Here is a 16,365-nt window from a genome sequence, read left to right as displayed (position 1 = left end):
AATATTGACAAAGTTTAATTCGGTTTTTATTCTTTAATTTTCGATTGCAATTTCTTGGTATAATCCTCCCAATCTGCTTTTGTTTTAATTTTTTTGTAATCGTTACTGGCAATCATATTGAGGTAAACTTCCAATTCTTTCGCTGTTAAATAGCCATTCAAATTGGTAATTGGATAAGATTTTTCATCTAAAAAGACTGTCGATGGTATAGAACTTACATTCATAAAAACAGTGAAATCATTCAACGCTTTTTTATTGTTTGTTTCATTGTTTGTTTTAGAAAACTCTTTGCCTAGGTAATTAATTTTCTCGTCGCCATCGGCTTTAAATTTTACGGCGTAGAAATTATCATTAATGTATTTTGCAATGATAGAATTTCCGTAGGTGTTTTTGTCCATTGTTTTGCAGGGCTTGCACCAATCTGCGTAAAAATCTATTAATATTTTTTTAGGTTGATTTTTTTGAGCCTCCATTGCCTCCGAAAAAGTCATCCATTTCACTTGCGCTTTCGAGAGAAATACAGTTAGAAGAAAAAGTAAAAGGATTGGTTTTTTCATAATTAATTTAAATAAAACTATTTCACGCCGTGCATTAATTTTTTTACTAAAGGTGAAACTAAAATTAAAACAACACCAGCAATTACTGCATATAAACCTAAATCTTTGTACCCAGAAGTGTAGGTATTTAAAACTTCTAAATTAGAGGCTCCACTTTTAGGTTCTGTCAAATGTGCACCTAAAATCCCAGCAACATATTGTCCATAAGCAGAAGCCAGAAACCACATTCCCATCATCATACCTTGAAGATTTTTGGTAGAAAGTTTTGTCATAATCGACAACCCTATCGGCGACAAACACATCTCACCAATTGTGATAATAAAAAGTGCAATTGTGAAAACACTTAAAGAGGTTATTCCTGCTGCATTCGCAAAGAATCTTGTCGCAAAAATAGCATAGTAACCAAGTCCTAAAAATAGAAAGCCTAAACCAAATTTAATAATTGTATTTGGTTCTGCTTTTTTTTTGCTGAGCCATATCCAAAGAAGACCAATTGGAATTGCCAATAACAAAACAAAGAATGAACCGCCAGAATTATTAACTCCGTTTGCATTTAATCCAAATAAATCTTTGTTCAAATTATTCTCTGCAAAAACACTTAATGAACCTCCACTTTGCTCGTAAATTCCCCAAAACAGAATTGAAAAAATTATGAACACTAGTGCTGCCCAAAGCTTTTGTCTTTCTACAGAAGTAACTTTAGACATTTCGTAAAAAAGATAAATAAGCGTTAACGGTCCGATGGTATACATAAAATAATCGGTATATTCTGTTTTAGAAACCATTACCATGATAAGTGGAACTACCAAAATTGTTCCTAGATAAACAAGATATTCTTGCCATTTTTTTATGATTTTATTTGGCTCATCGGAAAGAGGATGACCAGGTTGAAAACCTATTGGTCCTAAACTTCTTTGGGTAAAAATAAAATTAATTAAACTAATCACCATTACAACAGCCGCCAATCCAAAAGCAACATTCCAACGAAAATGCACAGGAATTTTTGAAAACATATCTCCTTGTCCAATTGCTATACAGACGTATCCTCCGAGCAGAGCACCTAAATTGATTCCTGCATAAAACAGAGAAAAACCGGCGTCTGTTCTGTTATCTTCGGGCTTGTAAAGCTTTCCTACCATTGTAGAAATATTGGGTTTGAAAAAACCTGTTCCTATAATTGTAAAAGATAAACCTAAAAAGAAATTAAATTTTGAAATACCTGGTGCAAATGAAAATGCATTTGTTGCTAAAATCAAACTTCCTACAATCATTAAAAAACCACCCCAAAAAAGAGATTTTCTAAATCCTAAAAGTCTGTCTGCAAAAAAACCGCCTACAAATGTGAATGCATAAACAAAAGCTTGTGTTGCAGCATATTGAAGTTTCGCATCTTTTTCAATAAATTGTAATTGTGAAATCATAAAAACTACAAGCATTCCGCGCATGCCGTAGAAACAAAATCGTTCCCACATTTCGGAGAAAAAGAGGCTCCAAATTTGTCTTGGATATTTGCCTTTGAAATCTTGGATTTGCTCGAGAGTTAGGTTCATGATCTTGTTTTAGTAATTTTCTACACGAATGTAAAAAAAACCACCGAATAAATCGGTGGTTTTGTAAAAATATATTTTAAAATAAATTATCTGATGCCATGCATTAATTTCTTCAAGAACGGAGAAATTAAGGCTAAAAGTATGCCTGCAATACCACAAATAACGACAAACACCATAAAGAATTCAAATAAATTATGGATCGTAAAACCTGCAAATTTATTGTATTCCATTGTTATAATTTTTTGGTCTTTAAGTTGTGCCATTTCTGCATCTGTAGGATAAACCATTTTATCTGGGGTTAACTCTGCTTCTTTATTGGTTTTTTGCATTTCCTCTAAAGTTTTATTGTTTTTCTCAATATATTCTCGAAGTTTAATTTTAGAAGATTTTAATTTGTCTTCATCCACTTTAGCAATATTAACTTGGGATAATTTGAATAAATCTTTACCAGAAACATCGTATTTCTTATCTAAAACTGCCTGCAAATTCACGCCTTGTTTTTCTGCTTGTTGAAATTTGTCTCCTGTTGGTGGCAAAATAGATCCTAAAGTTCCTGCTAATGCATATCCGGCAGCATTTGCAATAAAGAAAACTCCAAATAATAAGGAAGCAAATCTTTTGGGCGCTAATTTTCCAACTAAAGAAAGACCAATTGGTGATAATGCTAACTCTCCACAAGTTTGAATAAAATAAAGTAAAATCAACCATTTTATGGCTAAAAGACCATCGTTTCCTAAATCTTTTACATTATAAGCGATTATAAAATAACTAAGCGCTATCAATATTAAACCTAAAGCTTGCTTTAAAGGCGAAATTGGCTCTCTACCTTTTTCTCGTAATTTATCCCATAACATACTGAAAGGAACAGCCATTATCACAATAAATAACCCATTGAAAATCTGTACCATTGAAGGTGGCATATTCCATCCAAAAATATTTCTATCTGTCTGGTTATTAGCGATAAATGTTAAAGAAATCCCCGCCTGCTCGAAAGCGGCCCAGAAAAATATAACGAAAAATGAAACGATATAAATTACAAAAATCCTATCTCTTTCAACTTTAGTAAGGGTAGAATCTAAAATAATTAAAACCGACAAAGCAATACCAGCAGAATAAACCAAAGAATAGATGACATTTTGCCCTAAGCCAATATTAAATAATAAGTAACCAACAACAAAAAGCGCCATAGCAATACCAATAGATTTACCTGTAAAATTGGCTTTTTGTGCTTCTCCTTCGTCGAAATCTGCTGCGGTATTTTTACTTGGCAAACCGCCTATTGGTCTTCCTTCTGGTGTTACTACATATTTATTTTTTAAGATAATAAAAAACAAAGTTCCAAACAACATAGCACAAGATGCGGCTAAAAATCCCCATTTAAAGGCGTGCACATCTCTAATCCCACCATCGCTAATTCTATCTCCTAAAATTGGACAAATAAATTGACCTAAAAATGCTCCTAAATTTATACCCATATAAAAAATAGTGAAGGCAGAATCTAATTTAGATTTCTCTTCTTTCGGATAAAGACTTCCAACCATTGAGGAGATATTTGGTTTAAAGAAACCATTACCAAAAATAATAATTCCTAAAGCCACCCACATTAAAGTTGTAGCCGTTCCTAGGCTAGAATCGAAAGTAGTGGCGCTTAAAAACATACAAAGTTGTCCCAAAGCCATCATGCTTCCGCCGATAATAATTGAATATCTATTCCCTAAAAATCGATCTGAAATAAAACCTCCAAGCATCGGCGTTAGGTAACATAAAGCTAAAAATCCACCATAAATGATGGAAACATCGGCTTCTTGCATCATAAGTGCATTTACCATAAAAAGCGTCAATAAGGCGCGCATTCCGTAGAAGTTAAATCGTTCCCACATTTCTGTGCCGAACAAAACCCACAATCCTTTCGGGTGTTTACTTTTTGGCTCGTTTATAAATTCCTCACTTGCGTTTAAAGCTTGAACGTCATCCATTTTTTTGTTAATTATTTGTTAATGATAGCAAATATAGTTTTTTTTGCTGATGTAGTTTAAAATATATCTTTTAGATTTTTATTTTCCGTTTAAAATTATCGGCGCATCACTTTTTCCCATTACAATTATTTTTGCATTGGGCGATTGTGCTAGTTCTTTGTAAGCGCTAATTTGTTCATATTGTATCAATTCTGGCGTTAAAGAAGCATTAATTTTATTTTGATAATCAGAAATCCCCTGTGCTTCTACCCTTTTCCGTTCGGCTTCTTGCCGCTCTTTTTGCAAAACAAATTGCATTTTTTGGGCTTCTTGTTCGGCCTGAATTTTTTGCTCAATAGTTGAGCGGACTGCTGCTGGTAAAGAGATATTTCTAATCAGAATATTTTCTAAAATAATCCCTCTTTTCTTAAAAGCATCTTCAATATCTTTTGTGATTAAACTTTGAAAAAGTTCTCTTTTTTGGGAATAAAGCGCAACAGCATCAAAACGAACTGCATTATCACGAATTTTTGTTCTAGCAAGCGGACGAATAATTTTGTCGGTATAATTAGCACCGGTTTCTTTTAGTAATCTGGGTGCATCACTTTGGTTTAATCTATAAAGAACCGTTAAATCCATCGTTACTTCTAAACCGTCATTCGTCAATACTTTTATCGCATCATCGCCTTCCACTTGTCCTTCATTTTTCACACCGCTCATGGTATAATTTTGTGTTCTAATGTCTAATTTTTCTACATCCATTAAGGGATTGATAAGGCTCATTCCACTTTCTAAAATTTCTGGTTGCACTTTTCCAAATAACTTTTTCACACCGATGTAGCCCGTTTCAACTTGCACTATAGACGCCAATAACACACCTAAAACTATTAAACCAACGCCCACAATTGTGGAACTTCCTTTCAAATTTTTTACCTGACCATTTGGTGGTAAATTCTTAATAAATGATGTTCCGAAAAACAAAATTAAAATTCCTAAAATTACTAATAACCAACTCATATTTTTTTTAATTTAAATTATAAAATTATTTGAAACCCACTCCATCATTAAAGCAGAAAACAGCGCTGCAACAGTGCCCACCACGTATCCTAAAATAGCCAGCAAAGCACCAACTGGCGCTAAACTTGGGTTAAATGCACCTGCCACAACTGGTGCAGAAGCCGCACCGCCAATATTCGCCTGGCTTCCCACGGCGATAAAAAACAAAGGCGCTTTTATTAATTTTGCCACGATAAATAATATGGCGACATGAATAAATATCCAAACCAAACCTAAAATTATCAGAAAAGGATTGTCGAAAATTTGCTTAATATCCATGCGCATTCCAATTACAGCCACTAAAATATAGATAAAAATACTTCCAATTTTACTCGCTCCAACGCCTTCTAACCTGCGTAATTTTGTAGTTGAAACTATAACACCAATAACGGTTGAAAATAAAATTAACCACAAGAAACTTGATGTAAAAGAATTAAAAAAAGACTTTGGATCGGCAAACGAAGGAATGCCCGATAAAAATTTTGAAATAAGTTCGGCAAAATAAAACGAAATTGCCAAGCCACCAAACGTAATCCCGAACATCACCATATAATCTTTCAAAGTGGGCTGCTTTTGTACGCTTAAAGAATAATTTTCAACACGATCTATTAAATTTTTAACGGAAGAATTATCGGCTTTTAACCATTTATTTATCTTTTCATTTTTTGAAATCATAAACAGAAGAATTGCCATCCAAATGTTTGCAACCACGATATCTACCAAAATCATTGCACCATAAAAACGTTTATCATAAGTAAAAATTTCAAGCATCGCGGTTTGGTTTGCACCGCCGCCAATCCAACTTCCGGCAATTGTTGAAAGTCCGCGCCAAATTGCTTGATTTCCTTCGCCAGAAACGGTTGCAGGATGAATTTGGCTAAACAGAAAAAGTGCAATCGGCCCACCAAAAACAACTCCCAAAGTTCCCGAAAAAAACATTGCAATTGGTTTCCAACCAAGATTTATTAAACCCTTTAAATCGATTCCCAAACAGAGTAAAAGCAGTGAAGCAGGCAAAAGATAACGTGTGGCAACGTAGTATAATTCTTCGTATTCTGGCGTTTCACTAGAAATAATATTTGTTGTATTTAATATTGCTGGAATAATATAGCAAAGCAGCAAAGCAGGGAAAATAGTATAAAATTTCTTCCAACTTTTTAAAGAAGATGTATAAAAAATAGCCGCAAGCGAAAGGGCTAAAATTCCAAGAACTATAATATTATTTTTAAAAATCGGATTGGCGACTAAAACTTCTTGCATTAATAAATTTTAAAATTTGAAACGGTTAAATTAGGAAAATTTAATTAAAAAAAACTTTGCTAAAGTACAATCAAAAATTGCAAAACTTTAACAAAGTGTATTGGTGAAAAGCATATTCGCACAAAAGTTATAAACTCCTATGTCGATTTACTTAAATATTTTATTGAAAAAATCTTTCATCGCAGCCCAAGATTTTTCATCTGCATTTTTATTATAAGCCACTTTCAAGTTATATTTTTTTCCAATTGCGGTAGAATTGGGATTGGTGAAAGAATGAATTGCGCCTGGATAATTGATAAACTGATAATCTATTTCCGCAGAATCCATTTGTTTTTTAAACGCATCTCTTTCTTTTTGAGGCACATAAGAATCATCTTCACCATTCAAAACCAGATATGGAACATTGTTATTATTCGGTTTTACGCCCGTCATCAAATTTCCATGAAAACTTACTACGCCTTTTAAATCTGATTCTTGACGCGCCATATTTAATGCTTGCGCGCCGCCAAAACAATAACCAATTACGGCAGTTTGGGTTAAATCTGCACTTGGGAATTTTGCGATAGATTTTTTTGCAGCATCAAAAGTTTCCTTTGCCAATACCGCATTTCCATAAAATTGACTGGATAATTTTGTGGCTTCGTCTGGTGTTTCTACAGATTTTCCGTTTCCATAAAAATCAACAGCCAAAGCAAAATAACCTAAATCTGCGAGTTGTTTCGCGCGCCTTTTTGCATAATCATTTAAACCCCACCATTCTGGAATAACGAAAACAACAGGTTTTTTGTCGTCATTATTTTGGTAAGCAGCAAAACTTTTGTAGGTTTTTCCATTTAATTGGTATTCTACGGTTTGCGTTTCAACTTTTACAGAATCTACTGCTTTTTCACCGATTTCAGACAACATCGTTTTTTCACTTTTTTTACAACTTGAAACTGAAAGCAAGCATGTAAAAAGAATAATTGGTAAGTAAATTTTCATTTTTTAAAATTTATATTTAAAGTTATTTTTATTTATTTCCAATAATACCTAATTCATTTTTAATATCTGTTCTTTCCGTAAGTTCTTGCGGATTTACGCTCCAATTTTCTGCCACTTTCATAACAAAATCTTCGTCTGGAAAAAACAAATCTTCTCTTTCAAAATATTTTTCATCTTTTGCTTCTTCCGAAAAAGTATTAACTAAATTATATTTCTTTTCAAATTCTGTTGGTTCTCCTTCTACAATTAAATTTTCACCACTTTCTCCAATATAAGAATATGCTCTAATTATTTTTCCATTTACAGCCTTCATCCATGTTTGATATTCTACAACTCGCTCACTTCCAAAAAACTGAGCCTCACCAAACTCTTTGCTTAAAACTATTATTTTATCTTTTATGAAATTTGTATTTTCTTTATCTCCTTTATCTAATAAAGCCATGCCACGAACTAAAGTCCAATCGCCAATCTGTGGCGTAATGTAAATGAAATTATTATAAGACTCTGCAATTCCAACTTTCCAATTACATTCTTTTGTGTTTTTTAATTTAAAAATTTCAGCAATTCTCTTTTTATTATTTGTTTTAACTGCAAACCAAAGAGTTTTGTAACCAAAATCAATAGCAGAATCAATCGTATCAGAATTTATTTCTAAATTACTTTTTGAAATATTAATTTCAGGTTTGGAATGATTTCTAAAATTTTTCATAAAAGCAATAAATAATCCTATTATCACGAATGGAAGCGTAGAATTAATTATATTTTTCATTTTTAAATCTCTTTGAAATAAATTTTATCCAAAACAAATATACATAACTTTAAAAATAATCTAAAGAAAAAACAAACCTCTTTTTTAGCCCTGATTGAAACGACATCCTTTTTTGGCGCGAGCGAAGCGAGCGGCAAAAAAGATAGAGTGGAAAGCAGGACCAAATTTGAAAGAAGCGAAAACTTTCTTGCTCCTAAAAAAAATTGCCAAAATTTTTAAACTTTGGCAATTTGATTGAAATTTATTTTAATGAATATGCTTTTCCGCGCGATAAGAACTTCTCACAAGCGGCGAACTTTCCACATGGCGAAAACCTAAATCAAGCGCAAAAAGTCTGTATTCTTCGAATTCTTCCAAAGAAACAAAACGTTTCACTGGCAAATGATTTTTTGTTGGTTGCAGATATTGACCGATTGTGATCACATCAACTTGCGCATTTCTAATGTCTTCAATTGTTCTGAAAACTTCGTCTTTTTCTTCACCCAAACCGAGCATTAAACCTGTTTTTGTGCGTTTTTGTCCAGAATTTTTCATATAATTTAGAACTTCTAAACTACGCTCATATTTTGCCTGAATTCTTACTTCTCGCGTCAAACGTTTCACGGTTTCCATATTGTGAGAAATTACTTCGGGCGCAACTTCCAAAATTCTATCAATGTGTTTTTCCACACCTTGAAAATCTGGAATTAAAGTTTCCATCGTGGTTCCCGGTGAAATTCTTCGCACCGCATTTACAGTTTCTGCCCAAAGAATAGAGCCCATATCTTTTAAATCATCACGATCAACGGATGTTAAAACCGCGTGTTTTATTTTCATTAATTTAATAGAACGCGCTACTTTTTCTGGTTCGTCCCAATTGACGTCTAAAGGTTTCCCGGTTTTTACGCCGCAAAAACCACAACTTCTGGTGCAAATATTTCCCAAAATCATAAACGTTGCTGTTCCTTCTCCCCAACATTCGCCCATATTTGGGCAACTTCCGCTTTGGCAAATGGTGTTTAATTTATATTTATCCACCAAAGTTCTCAGTTCGCGGTAATTTTTTCCTGTCGGAAGTTTTACGCGGATCCATTTTGGTTTTTGTAAATTTTCTTGTAAAGTGGCAGTTTCTGACATTTAATATCTTTTTTGAAGATTCAAATTTACGGCTAATTTTTTAGAAAATTTTTATAGAAATATTGAATTTGTCGATGAAATATATTAAAACTAGAATTTCTTAATTTATGCTTTGTCATTCTGAATTGTTAAATCAGTTGTTTAATTCATCACTAATCTTAGGATAATTTTTTTCTAAAGATGAATCATCCATTTTACCATCGTTATTAATATCGCCGTATTCAAAACCAGCTTCTAATAAACTATAAATTTCTGATTTTTGATTTTCATCTAATTGAGAACACATTTTAATAAAATTGTTTTCTCCTACTTTACCTATCGTTTGCGCTAAAACAGAACCCAAATCGTAACAACCTGCTCCACCGCCACAATCATAAGTTGACATTTTTATTAAACCTTCTTTATCTTTGATTAAAATCAAATCTATAATTTTAATTAATTTTCTATTTTGTTTGTAAGATTGAGCTTCACACAAATCCGAACCAATTTTAATTTCTTTATAATTGCATTTATTGCAAGAAATAAAAGTGGTTACAAATATTAAACAAATAAAAAATTTAATCATTTTAAAAATATTTAAAGTTCACTAAAATCTTCATCCTGAAGCAATTTTGCCAATAATTTCTTTGCGCGCATTATGCGAACTTTCGCGTTAGAAACGGAGATTTGCAGTTCTTCAGAAATTTCTTTGATACTTCTTTCTTCAAAAAAACGCAAACGAATGATGGTTTGATAATTTGCATCTAAAGTTTCGATGATTTTTAATATTTTCTTTTGTTCTTCTTCAGAAATCATCAATTCTTCTGGCGATTTTGCAAATTGATTTTCAACCATTTCTAAACCGTCGGTTGCATCTTCATTTTCGCGCGATTTTTTTCGCCAATAATCTATGATTGTATTTTGTGCGACAGTTAAAAGCCACGTTTTAAATTGAAAAGCAGGATCGTAAAGATTTAATTTAGAAAGAACTTTAGCAAAAACCGTAACGGTAATTTCGTCTGCAACATTATAATCGCCCAACTTTTGGAGGCTGAAAGAAAAAACATCATTCCAGTAATAATTAATTAACTGTGTTTGGGCTTTTTGATTTTTCTCTAAAGCCAATTGCAAAAGTGGGAGAAGTTTTTCTTTGGTCATAATTTGCCGTCTTTAGCAAAGATAAAATTTTAGAACGTATAATTTTCAAAATATTTTAAACTAAATTTAGGCTTTAAAAACTTCCATGAAAAAAGTTCGATTATTTTTAGTCTTGATTCTGCCTGTTTTTTGCTTTTCACAAACACATATTTCAGAAGATGAATTAATAAATAATATGTGCAATGAATTTACAAATTCAACTAATTTTTCGGATTCCGCAAGAGTTGAAAATATAAAAAACAAATTTCTAGCACCTTATCTCAAGAAATATGAAACGGCAAAAGTGGATTCAGTTGCGATTTCTATTTATTTCAGATTGCAAAGAAATTGCGAAAGTTTCAGTCAGTTTTTAGATAAAATAGACCCTCAAGAAAACTGGGAAGAAGTCCGGGAAATGCCGATTTCTAAATTGTCTAATGTAGAAAAAGACGAATTTTTAAAAAAATCTAATTTCTTTTATCTAGAAGGAAATGGTGATAAAACTGAAGTGCGAATTAATAAAGGGTTTTGGATTGAAAGATTTGTAGATGGCACTTTTTCTAAAAATAAAATGGTTTGGAAAAACGAAAGTGACTTCGAACTCGAATTTATAGAAAGTAACAATGAAGGCAGAAAAGGCTTCAGTAGAAAAGGAGATAAATATTTCTATCGCATCATAGATACAAAAGATAATTTCTATAGAATCGCCGCAGAAATTTCAAATCAAAATAGGGTTTTGGTTTTTAAACTATATTTTAAAAAATTAATTCAAAATTTTTAATGATAATCAATTGGAATTTCTAATTAATATTAATGAAAAGAAAACTTCAAATTTTTAAACATATCGCTATAAACCTCAGTTTTACAAAGGCTGCGGAGCAATTTTTTATTTCACAACCAGCGATTTCAAAATTGATTAGAAATCTGGAAGATGAATATAAAAGCCAATTTTTCGTTCGGCAAAGAAATTCTCTTTCTCTAACGCCAGAAGGAAAAATTTTTCTAAAATACGCCAACCAAATCCTGAATCTTTATGACGAAATGGAAACCGAGTTTTTGAGCACTAAAAACAGTTTCCCAGAAAACATCACATTTGGAGCGAGCAGCACGGTTGCCGCGTATATTGTTCCTAAAATTATTGCAGAATTCATAGCGAAATTTCCACAAACTTCCTTTGATATAAAAAGTGGAAATTCTGAACAGATTGAAGATGATATTTTAAACCAAAACTTAGATTTTGGCATTATAGAAGGCAAAAACACCAATCTTAAACTTCAGTATAAAAAATTTAAAAGAGATGAAATAGTGTTGGTAACAAATGTGAAAAACAAAAGCATAAAAGGTGATATTTTAACGCTTCAAAACCTGCCAGAAATCCCTATGATTGTTCGGGAAATAGGTTCGGGAACGCGAAATATTAGCACCGATGCTTTACAAAAAAAAGGCATTAACAAACTCAACTCTTTGGTGATTTTGAACAGCACAGAAGCGATAAAAAATTACCTAAAATATTCCAATCATTTTGCGTTTTTATCAATCAGCGCTGTTTCAGAAGAATTAAAAAACAACCAATTAAAAATAATTGATATTAAAGATTTTACTTTAGAACGCTGGTTTTATTTTGTTTCACGAACTGGTTACCAATCACAATTATTCGATTATTTTGAAAAATTAATTCGCAATAACTATAACTTTTAGTTATCCAATATCAAAATTTAATTTGCTAAAAAGTTATTGAAATAAAAGACCTTTGTAGTCTAAAAAAAATTTATGAAAAACAAAATCGTTCAATTGGTATTTTTCTCATTTATATTATTGTCATTTTTCGGTGTATTAAACAGTCCTGTTGCGCTTTTATTCGGTTTTGTGTTTGCGCTCTTTTTCAGTCATCCTTATAAAAAAGAAAGCCAAAAAACCATCTCTTACTTGTTGAAAATTGCGGTTGTAGGATTAGGTTTTGGGATGTTTATCAAACAAACTTTAGAAACGGGAAAAGAGGGTTTAAGTTTAACATTTTTCTCCATATTAATTACAGTTTCTCTGGGGATTTTACTTTCCAGAATTTTGAAAATTGATCTAAAATTGGGACATCTAATAACTTCTGGAACAGCCATTTGCGGCGGAAGTGCCATTGCGGCCGTTGCGCCAGTTATAAAAGCAGAACCAAAAACTATTAGCGTTGCTTTGGGCGTGGTTTTTTTATTAAATTCTATTGCACTTTTTATTTTTCCGCCACTCGGTCATTTTTTAAATTTAAGCCAAAACCAGTTTGGATTGTGGTGCGCCGTTGCCATTCACGACACAAGTTCCGTTGTGGGTGCGGCTTTAGGCTATGGCGATGAAGCCTTGAGAATTGCCACCACGGTGAAACTTTCTAGAACTTTATGGATTATTCCACTTTCTATCTTATCTATGTTTTTATTTAAAAGCAAAGGCGAAAAAATTAAAATCCCTTATTTTATCGGACTTTTTATTTTGGCAATTGTTATAAATTCATTCGATATTCTTCCAAAAATAATTACTGAAAATATTGTTTTAATTTCAAAAAGACTATTAGTTGTAACGCTCTTTTTGGTGGGAACAACCATCAATTTTAAAGATTTAAAAGAAACAGGTTACAAACCAATTTTGCTGGCGGTGATACTTTGGGTAACGATTTCAGTTTTTGCTTTGGGTTATATTATTTATTTTTAAAAATTAATAACCCATTTTTTTTTAATTTATTAAAATGAAATTTTCTTTTGTATTTCTAATTTCAGTACTCGTAATCACAAGTTTTAATGCTAAAGAAGAGAAACTGAATCCCACCGGAACTTACCATTTAAAAAGTAAAACCATTAAAAAAGATGGCGAGATTTATGGATATTTCGGAAAAATTCAGGTTAAAAAATTGAACTCAGAAAAAATTATAATGACATTTGAGGTGAATAAGGGTGCGCCAAGTTATAACTCTGGCTCATTTGTAGATACTTTAATTTATAAAAATAATCGGGCGATTTATAAAATTTCAGAATTGAGTTCGACTTGCAAAATTATTTTTGATTTTAATAAAAAGGGAATAATAGTTACAGAAAAAGCGGCAGATTATAATTCTTGTGGCTTCGGGATGAACGTAATCGCTGATGGATTTTATAAAAAAACATCAAATAAAGTTCCTATATTAATTGAACCTTTAACTGGCAAGAAACTTTAAACCTTAAGCAAAATTGATTTTTAAAACGGAAGAATAGAGCTTTTAGATATAATCTATCAAATCAAATTGCGCACAATTTAATTGCGTGCTACATTTGCAAAAATATTAAATAAAAAATTATGTCATTAATAGAAAACCTAAATTGGAGACACGCTGTAAAAGCCTATGATTCCACAAAAAAAGTATCACAAGAAGATTTAGATAAAATTTTAGAAGCGGCGAGATTAGCACCAACTTCATCGGGTTTACAACCATTTAGAATTATCGTGGTAGAAAATCAGGAATTAAAAGAAAAAATGGTAAAAGGCGCGCTAAATCCTGAAGTGATGAGAGATTGCTCACAAGTTTTGGTTTTTGCCGCTTGGGACAGTTATTCGGATGAAAAAATTGATAAAGTGTACGACCATCACACAGATGTGAGAGATTTGCCAAGAGGAAGATTTAGCAGTTATACCGACAAAATTAAAGAACTTTATAACGGGCAAACAAAAGAAGAACATTTTGCACATACTGCCAGACAAAGTTATATCGCTCTTGGTTTAGCAATGGCGCAAGCAGCAGAATTAAAAGTGGATTCTACACCAGCAGAAGGTTTTAGCAACGCCGTTGTAGATGAAATTTTAAACTTAAAAGAATTAGGCTTAAAGAGCGTTACATTGCTTTATTTAGGTTACCGAGATAGTACGAATGATTATTTGGCGCACATGAAAAAAGTGAGAATTCCGATGGAGGAATTTATTATTAGAAGATAATTTCTAAAATTTAATTTAAACATTAATGGAAAATCCGATTCCACCAAAACTCGAAAATCAAATTTGTTTTCCACTTTATGTGATTTCAAAGGAGATGATTGGTTTGTACCGGCCACTTTTAGAAAAATTGGATATTACGTACTCGCAATATTTAGTTTTAATGGTGCTTTGGGAAAAAGATGGATTAACCGTAAACCAAATTGGAGAAAAACTTTTTCTAGACAGCGGCACTATAACGCCTTTGCTTAAAAGATTAGAAGCCAAGAAATATATTTCACGACAGAGAAAAACTTGTGATGAGCGATCAGTAGAAATTTTTTTAACAAAAAACGGACAAGATCTAAAAATCCAAGCCTGCGAAATTCCTTTAAAAATGAAGGAAAAACTAAATCTGACAGATGAAGAACTCGAAGATTTAAAAATTCTAGTAGATAAATTATTTCTAAAATTATTAAAGTAACATTCTTTCTACCTAAATAAAAAGACAGGAAAATCTAATGACTTTCCTGTCTTTTTTTGTGACCGCGAAGGGATTCGAACCCCCAACCCTCAGAGCCGAAATCTGATATTCTATCCAGTTGAACTACGCAGCCAAAATTTATAAATTATTACCGGTTGCAAAAATACTGAAATATTTATGAATTTTACTTTTAGATTTAATTTATTGCAACTGATTTCTATTTAACATCTCCTTTAAAAATTCTCGACCTATACCACTTTTAAAATATTTTTCTCGAAGAAGTGCTTCTTCTCTACTTGCAAAAATTTCAAAATACACCAATCTCCATGGAATAAAACCTTTCGTTGATTTAGTTTTGCCTGAATTGTGCTCCTTTAATCTCTTCTCTAAATTTGAAGTTTGCCCCTTATATAATCTTCCATCAACTTCACTTTTCAATACATAAACGAAATATTCCACTTCAGTCATTTCAAATAAAATTTATTAAAAAATTTCGATATAAAAGCGTAAAAATTCTCTCTTTACATGACTAAAAAAGGATTCGAACCCCCAACCCTCAGAGCCGAAATCTGATATTCCCTGCCTGTCGGCAGACAGGTATCCAGTTGAACTACGCAGCCAAAATTTATAAATTATTACCGAGTGCAAAAATACTGAAATTTTTATGAATTTTGCCCACAGAAATGGCTTTTTTAAACTAATAAAATTAGAAAAAGAAAAATATTTTTTTTAGTTTCAGAATAGGGCTAAATTGCGAACCTATAAATTATTTATTAAAATCTTAAATGCACGAACAATTAAACTTTATAATCGAAATTTTAGGAACCATCTCATTCGCTATGTCTGGCGCTTTTGCGGCAATGCAAAAACGATTTGATCCGTTTGGAGTTTTAATTATTGCTTTTGTAACATCTATTGGTGGCGGAACTGTGCGTGATATTTTACTTGGTATTCCCGTTTTTTGGATGCACGATGTTTTTATTTGCGGCGTCATTTTCGCCTCTTGTATGTTGGCAATGCTCGTGAAATCTTTTGAGAAAAAATTTCGGGTAACTTTATTTTTATTTGATAGTTTTGGTTTGGGATTATTCACAATTATCGGTGTTCAGAAAGGACTTTCGGCGCATTTGCACCCCATTATTTGTCTTACTTTAGGAACAATTACTGGTTGTTTTGGTGGAATTATCAGAGATATTTTATTGAATAGAATTCCACTGATTTTTAGAAAAGAAATATACGCTACAGCCTGCTTAGTTGGTGGCACAGTGTTTTTATTTGCTGTAAAATATTTAAGTTTTTCCTACGCTTTCGTGCAAATTTTCACAATTGTTACCATTGTCGTGGTTCGCACTTTAGCCGTAAAATATCAATGGGAAATTCCCAAATTTTATTGGTCGAATAAGCATAATACAGAAATGTAACTTATTTTAAAAGTAGAATTTTGTTTTCTTTTTATAGTTATCATCTTTGCGTTTTATCCGTAAAAAATTTACAAAATAATCAAAATCAACTTACATCTTTAAATTGCTTTTTTCAATTATTGAGCAGAAGAAAATAGGTTTTAATTAAACAAAAATTTATATTTTTAAGAAAATTTTAA

The 16,365-nt window shown here is 32.0% G+C and carries 18 protein-coding genes and 2 tRNA genes; 7 read left to right on the top strand and 13 right to left on the bottom strand.

The window, feature by feature from the left end; translation table 11 throughout:
- Positions 1 to 26: 26 nt before the first annotated feature.
- The 10 genes from C4S29_RS11985 to C4S29_RS11940 form a co-directional block, all read right to left on the bottom strand.
- Positions 27 to 557, bottom strand: coding sequence for a thioredoxin family protein (locus C4S29_RS11985; RefSeq protein WP_103914337.1), 531 nt, complete (start codon positions 555 to 557; stop codon positions 27 to 29).
- 17 nt (positions 558 to 574) lie between these two features.
- Positions 575 to 2,107 carry a peptide MFS transporter gene (locus tag C4S29_RS11980; protein ID WP_103914336.1) on the bottom strand — a complete coding sequence of 511 codons (1,533 nt, stop codon included), beginning with the start codon at positions 2,105 to 2,107 and terminating at the stop codon, positions 575 to 577.
- A gap of 86 nt (positions 2,108 to 2,193) precedes the next feature.
- Positions 2,194 to 4,083, bottom strand: coding sequence for a peptide MFS transporter (locus tag C4S29_RS11975; protein WP_233740543.1), 1,890 nt, complete (start codon positions 4,081 to 4,083; stop codon positions 2,194 to 2,196).
- A gap of 78 nt (positions 4,084 to 4,161) precedes the next feature.
- Complete coding sequence (locus C4S29_RS11970; protein ID WP_103914335.1) at positions 4,162 to 5,079, bottom strand: prohibitin family protein; 918 nt, start codon at positions 5,077 to 5,079, stop codon at positions 4,162 to 4,164.
- Between the two features lie 12 nt (positions 5,080 to 5,091).
- Positions 5,092 to 6,378, bottom strand: coding sequence for a DUF819 family protein (locus C4S29_RS11965; protein WP_103914334.1), 1,287 nt, complete (start codon positions 6,376 to 6,378; stop codon positions 5,092 to 5,094).
- 147 nt (positions 6,379 to 6,525) lie between these two features.
- On the bottom strand, positions 6,526 to 7,359 hold the full coding sequence (locus C4S29_RS11960; protein ID WP_185116965.1) for a dienelactone hydrolase family protein: 834 nt from the start codon (positions 7,357 to 7,359) through the stop codon (positions 6,526 to 6,528).
- 28 nt (positions 7,360 to 7,387) lie between these two features.
- The gene (locus C4S29_RS11955) at positions 7,388 to 8,128 is read right to left on the bottom strand and encodes a hypothetical protein (protein ID WP_103914333.1); all 741 of its coding nucleotides are present in this window, start codon (positions 8,126 to 8,128) and stop codon (positions 7,388 to 7,390) included.
- Positions 8,129 to 8,374: 246 nt separating this feature from the next.
- Complete coding sequence (gene lipA / locus C4S29_RS11950) at positions 8,375 to 9,244, bottom strand: lipoyl synthase (RefSeq protein WP_103914332.1); 870 nt, start codon at positions 9,242 to 9,244, stop codon at positions 8,375 to 8,377.
- 133 nt (positions 9,245 to 9,377) lie between these two features.
- Entirely contained in the window at positions 9,378 to 9,809 is a 432-nt protein-coding gene (locus C4S29_RS11945; protein ID WP_103914331.1) for a hypothetical protein, read from the bottom strand.
- Positions 9,810 to 9,820: 11 nt separating this feature from the next.
- Positions 9,821 to 10,381 carry an RNA polymerase sigma factor gene (locus tag C4S29_RS11940; RefSeq protein ID WP_103914330.1) on the bottom strand — a complete coding sequence of 187 codons (561 nt, stop codon included), beginning with the start codon at positions 10,379 to 10,381 and terminating at the stop codon, positions 9,821 to 9,823.
- 85 nt (positions 10,382 to 10,466) lie between these two features.
- Here C4S29_RS11940 and C4S29_RS11935 point away from each other — a divergent pair, with 85 nt between their 5' ends.
- The 6 genes from C4S29_RS11935 (at position 10,467) to C4S29_RS11910 (ending at position 14,765) form a co-directional block, all read left to right on the top strand.
- Positions 10,467 to 11,141 (top strand): hypothetical protein, encoded by a 675-nt coding sequence (locus C4S29_RS11935; RefSeq protein ID WP_103914329.1) that lies wholly within the window; start codon positions 10,467 to 10,469, stop codon positions 11,139 to 11,141.
- A gap of 32 nt (positions 11,142 to 11,173) precedes the next feature.
- Positions 11,174 to 12,058, top strand: a complete 885-nt coding sequence (locus C4S29_RS11930; protein ID WP_103914328.1) for a LysR substrate-binding domain-containing protein — start codon at positions 11,174 to 11,176, stop codon at positions 12,056 to 12,058.
- Between the two features lie 72 nt (positions 12,059 to 12,130).
- Positions 12,131 to 13,054 carry a YeiH family protein gene (locus tag C4S29_RS11925; RefSeq protein WP_103914327.1) on the top strand — a complete coding sequence of 308 codons (924 nt, stop codon included), beginning with the start codon at positions 12,131 to 12,133 and terminating at the stop codon, positions 13,052 to 13,054.
- A gap of 34 nt (positions 13,055 to 13,088) precedes the next feature.
- Positions 13,089 to 13,553 (top strand): hypothetical protein, encoded by a 465-nt coding sequence (locus tag C4S29_RS11920; protein WP_103914326.1) that lies wholly within the window; start codon positions 13,089 to 13,091, stop codon positions 13,551 to 13,553.
- Positions 13,554 to 13,672: 119 nt separating this feature from the next.
- On the top strand, positions 13,673 to 14,305 hold the full coding sequence (locus C4S29_RS11915) for an NAD(P)H-dependent oxidoreductase (RefSeq protein ID WP_103914325.1): 633 nt from the start codon (positions 13,673 to 13,675) through the stop codon (positions 14,303 to 14,305).
- Positions 14,306 to 14,330: 25 nt separating this feature from the next.
- Positions 14,331 to 14,765 (top strand): MarR family winged helix-turn-helix transcriptional regulator, encoded by a 435-nt coding sequence (locus C4S29_RS11910; RefSeq protein ID WP_103914324.1) that lies wholly within the window; start codon positions 14,331 to 14,333, stop codon positions 14,763 to 14,765.
- Positions 14,766 to 14,824: 59 nt separating this feature from the next.
- On the opposite strand, the gene C4S29_RS11905 is transcribed toward C4S29_RS11910, so the two are convergent.
- From C4S29_RS11905 to C4S29_RS14760, 3 genes are all read right to left on the bottom strand, one after another.
- Positions 14,825 to 14,898, bottom strand: a tRNA-Arg gene (locus tag C4S29_RS11905).
- Between the two features lie 68 nt (positions 14,899 to 14,966).
- A complete protein-coding gene (locus tag C4S29_RS11900; protein WP_103914323.1) occupies positions 14,967 to 15,233 on the bottom strand; it encodes a GIY-YIG nuclease family protein in 267 nt (88 codons plus the stop codon).
- Between the two features lie 58 nt (positions 15,234 to 15,291).
- Positions 15,292 to 15,385 (bottom strand) — tRNA-Arg (locus C4S29_RS14760).
- Between the two features lie 165 nt (positions 15,386 to 15,550).
- On the opposite strand from C4S29_RS14760, the gene C4S29_RS11895 reads away from it, so the two are divergent.
- On the top strand, positions 15,551 to 16,186 hold the full coding sequence (locus C4S29_RS11895) for a trimeric intracellular cation channel family protein (RefSeq protein ID WP_103914322.1): 636 nt from the start codon (positions 15,551 to 15,553) through the stop codon (positions 16,184 to 16,186).
- Positions 16,187 to 16,365: the final 179 nt, after the last annotated feature.

The sequence above is a fragment of the Halpernia humi genome (assembly GCF_900108025.1).
Classification (GTDB): Bacteria; Bacteroidota; Bacteroidia; order Flavobacteriales; family Weeksellaceae; genus Halpernia; species Halpernia humi.
This window is presented reverse-complemented; position numbering and strand designations above follow the sequence as displayed.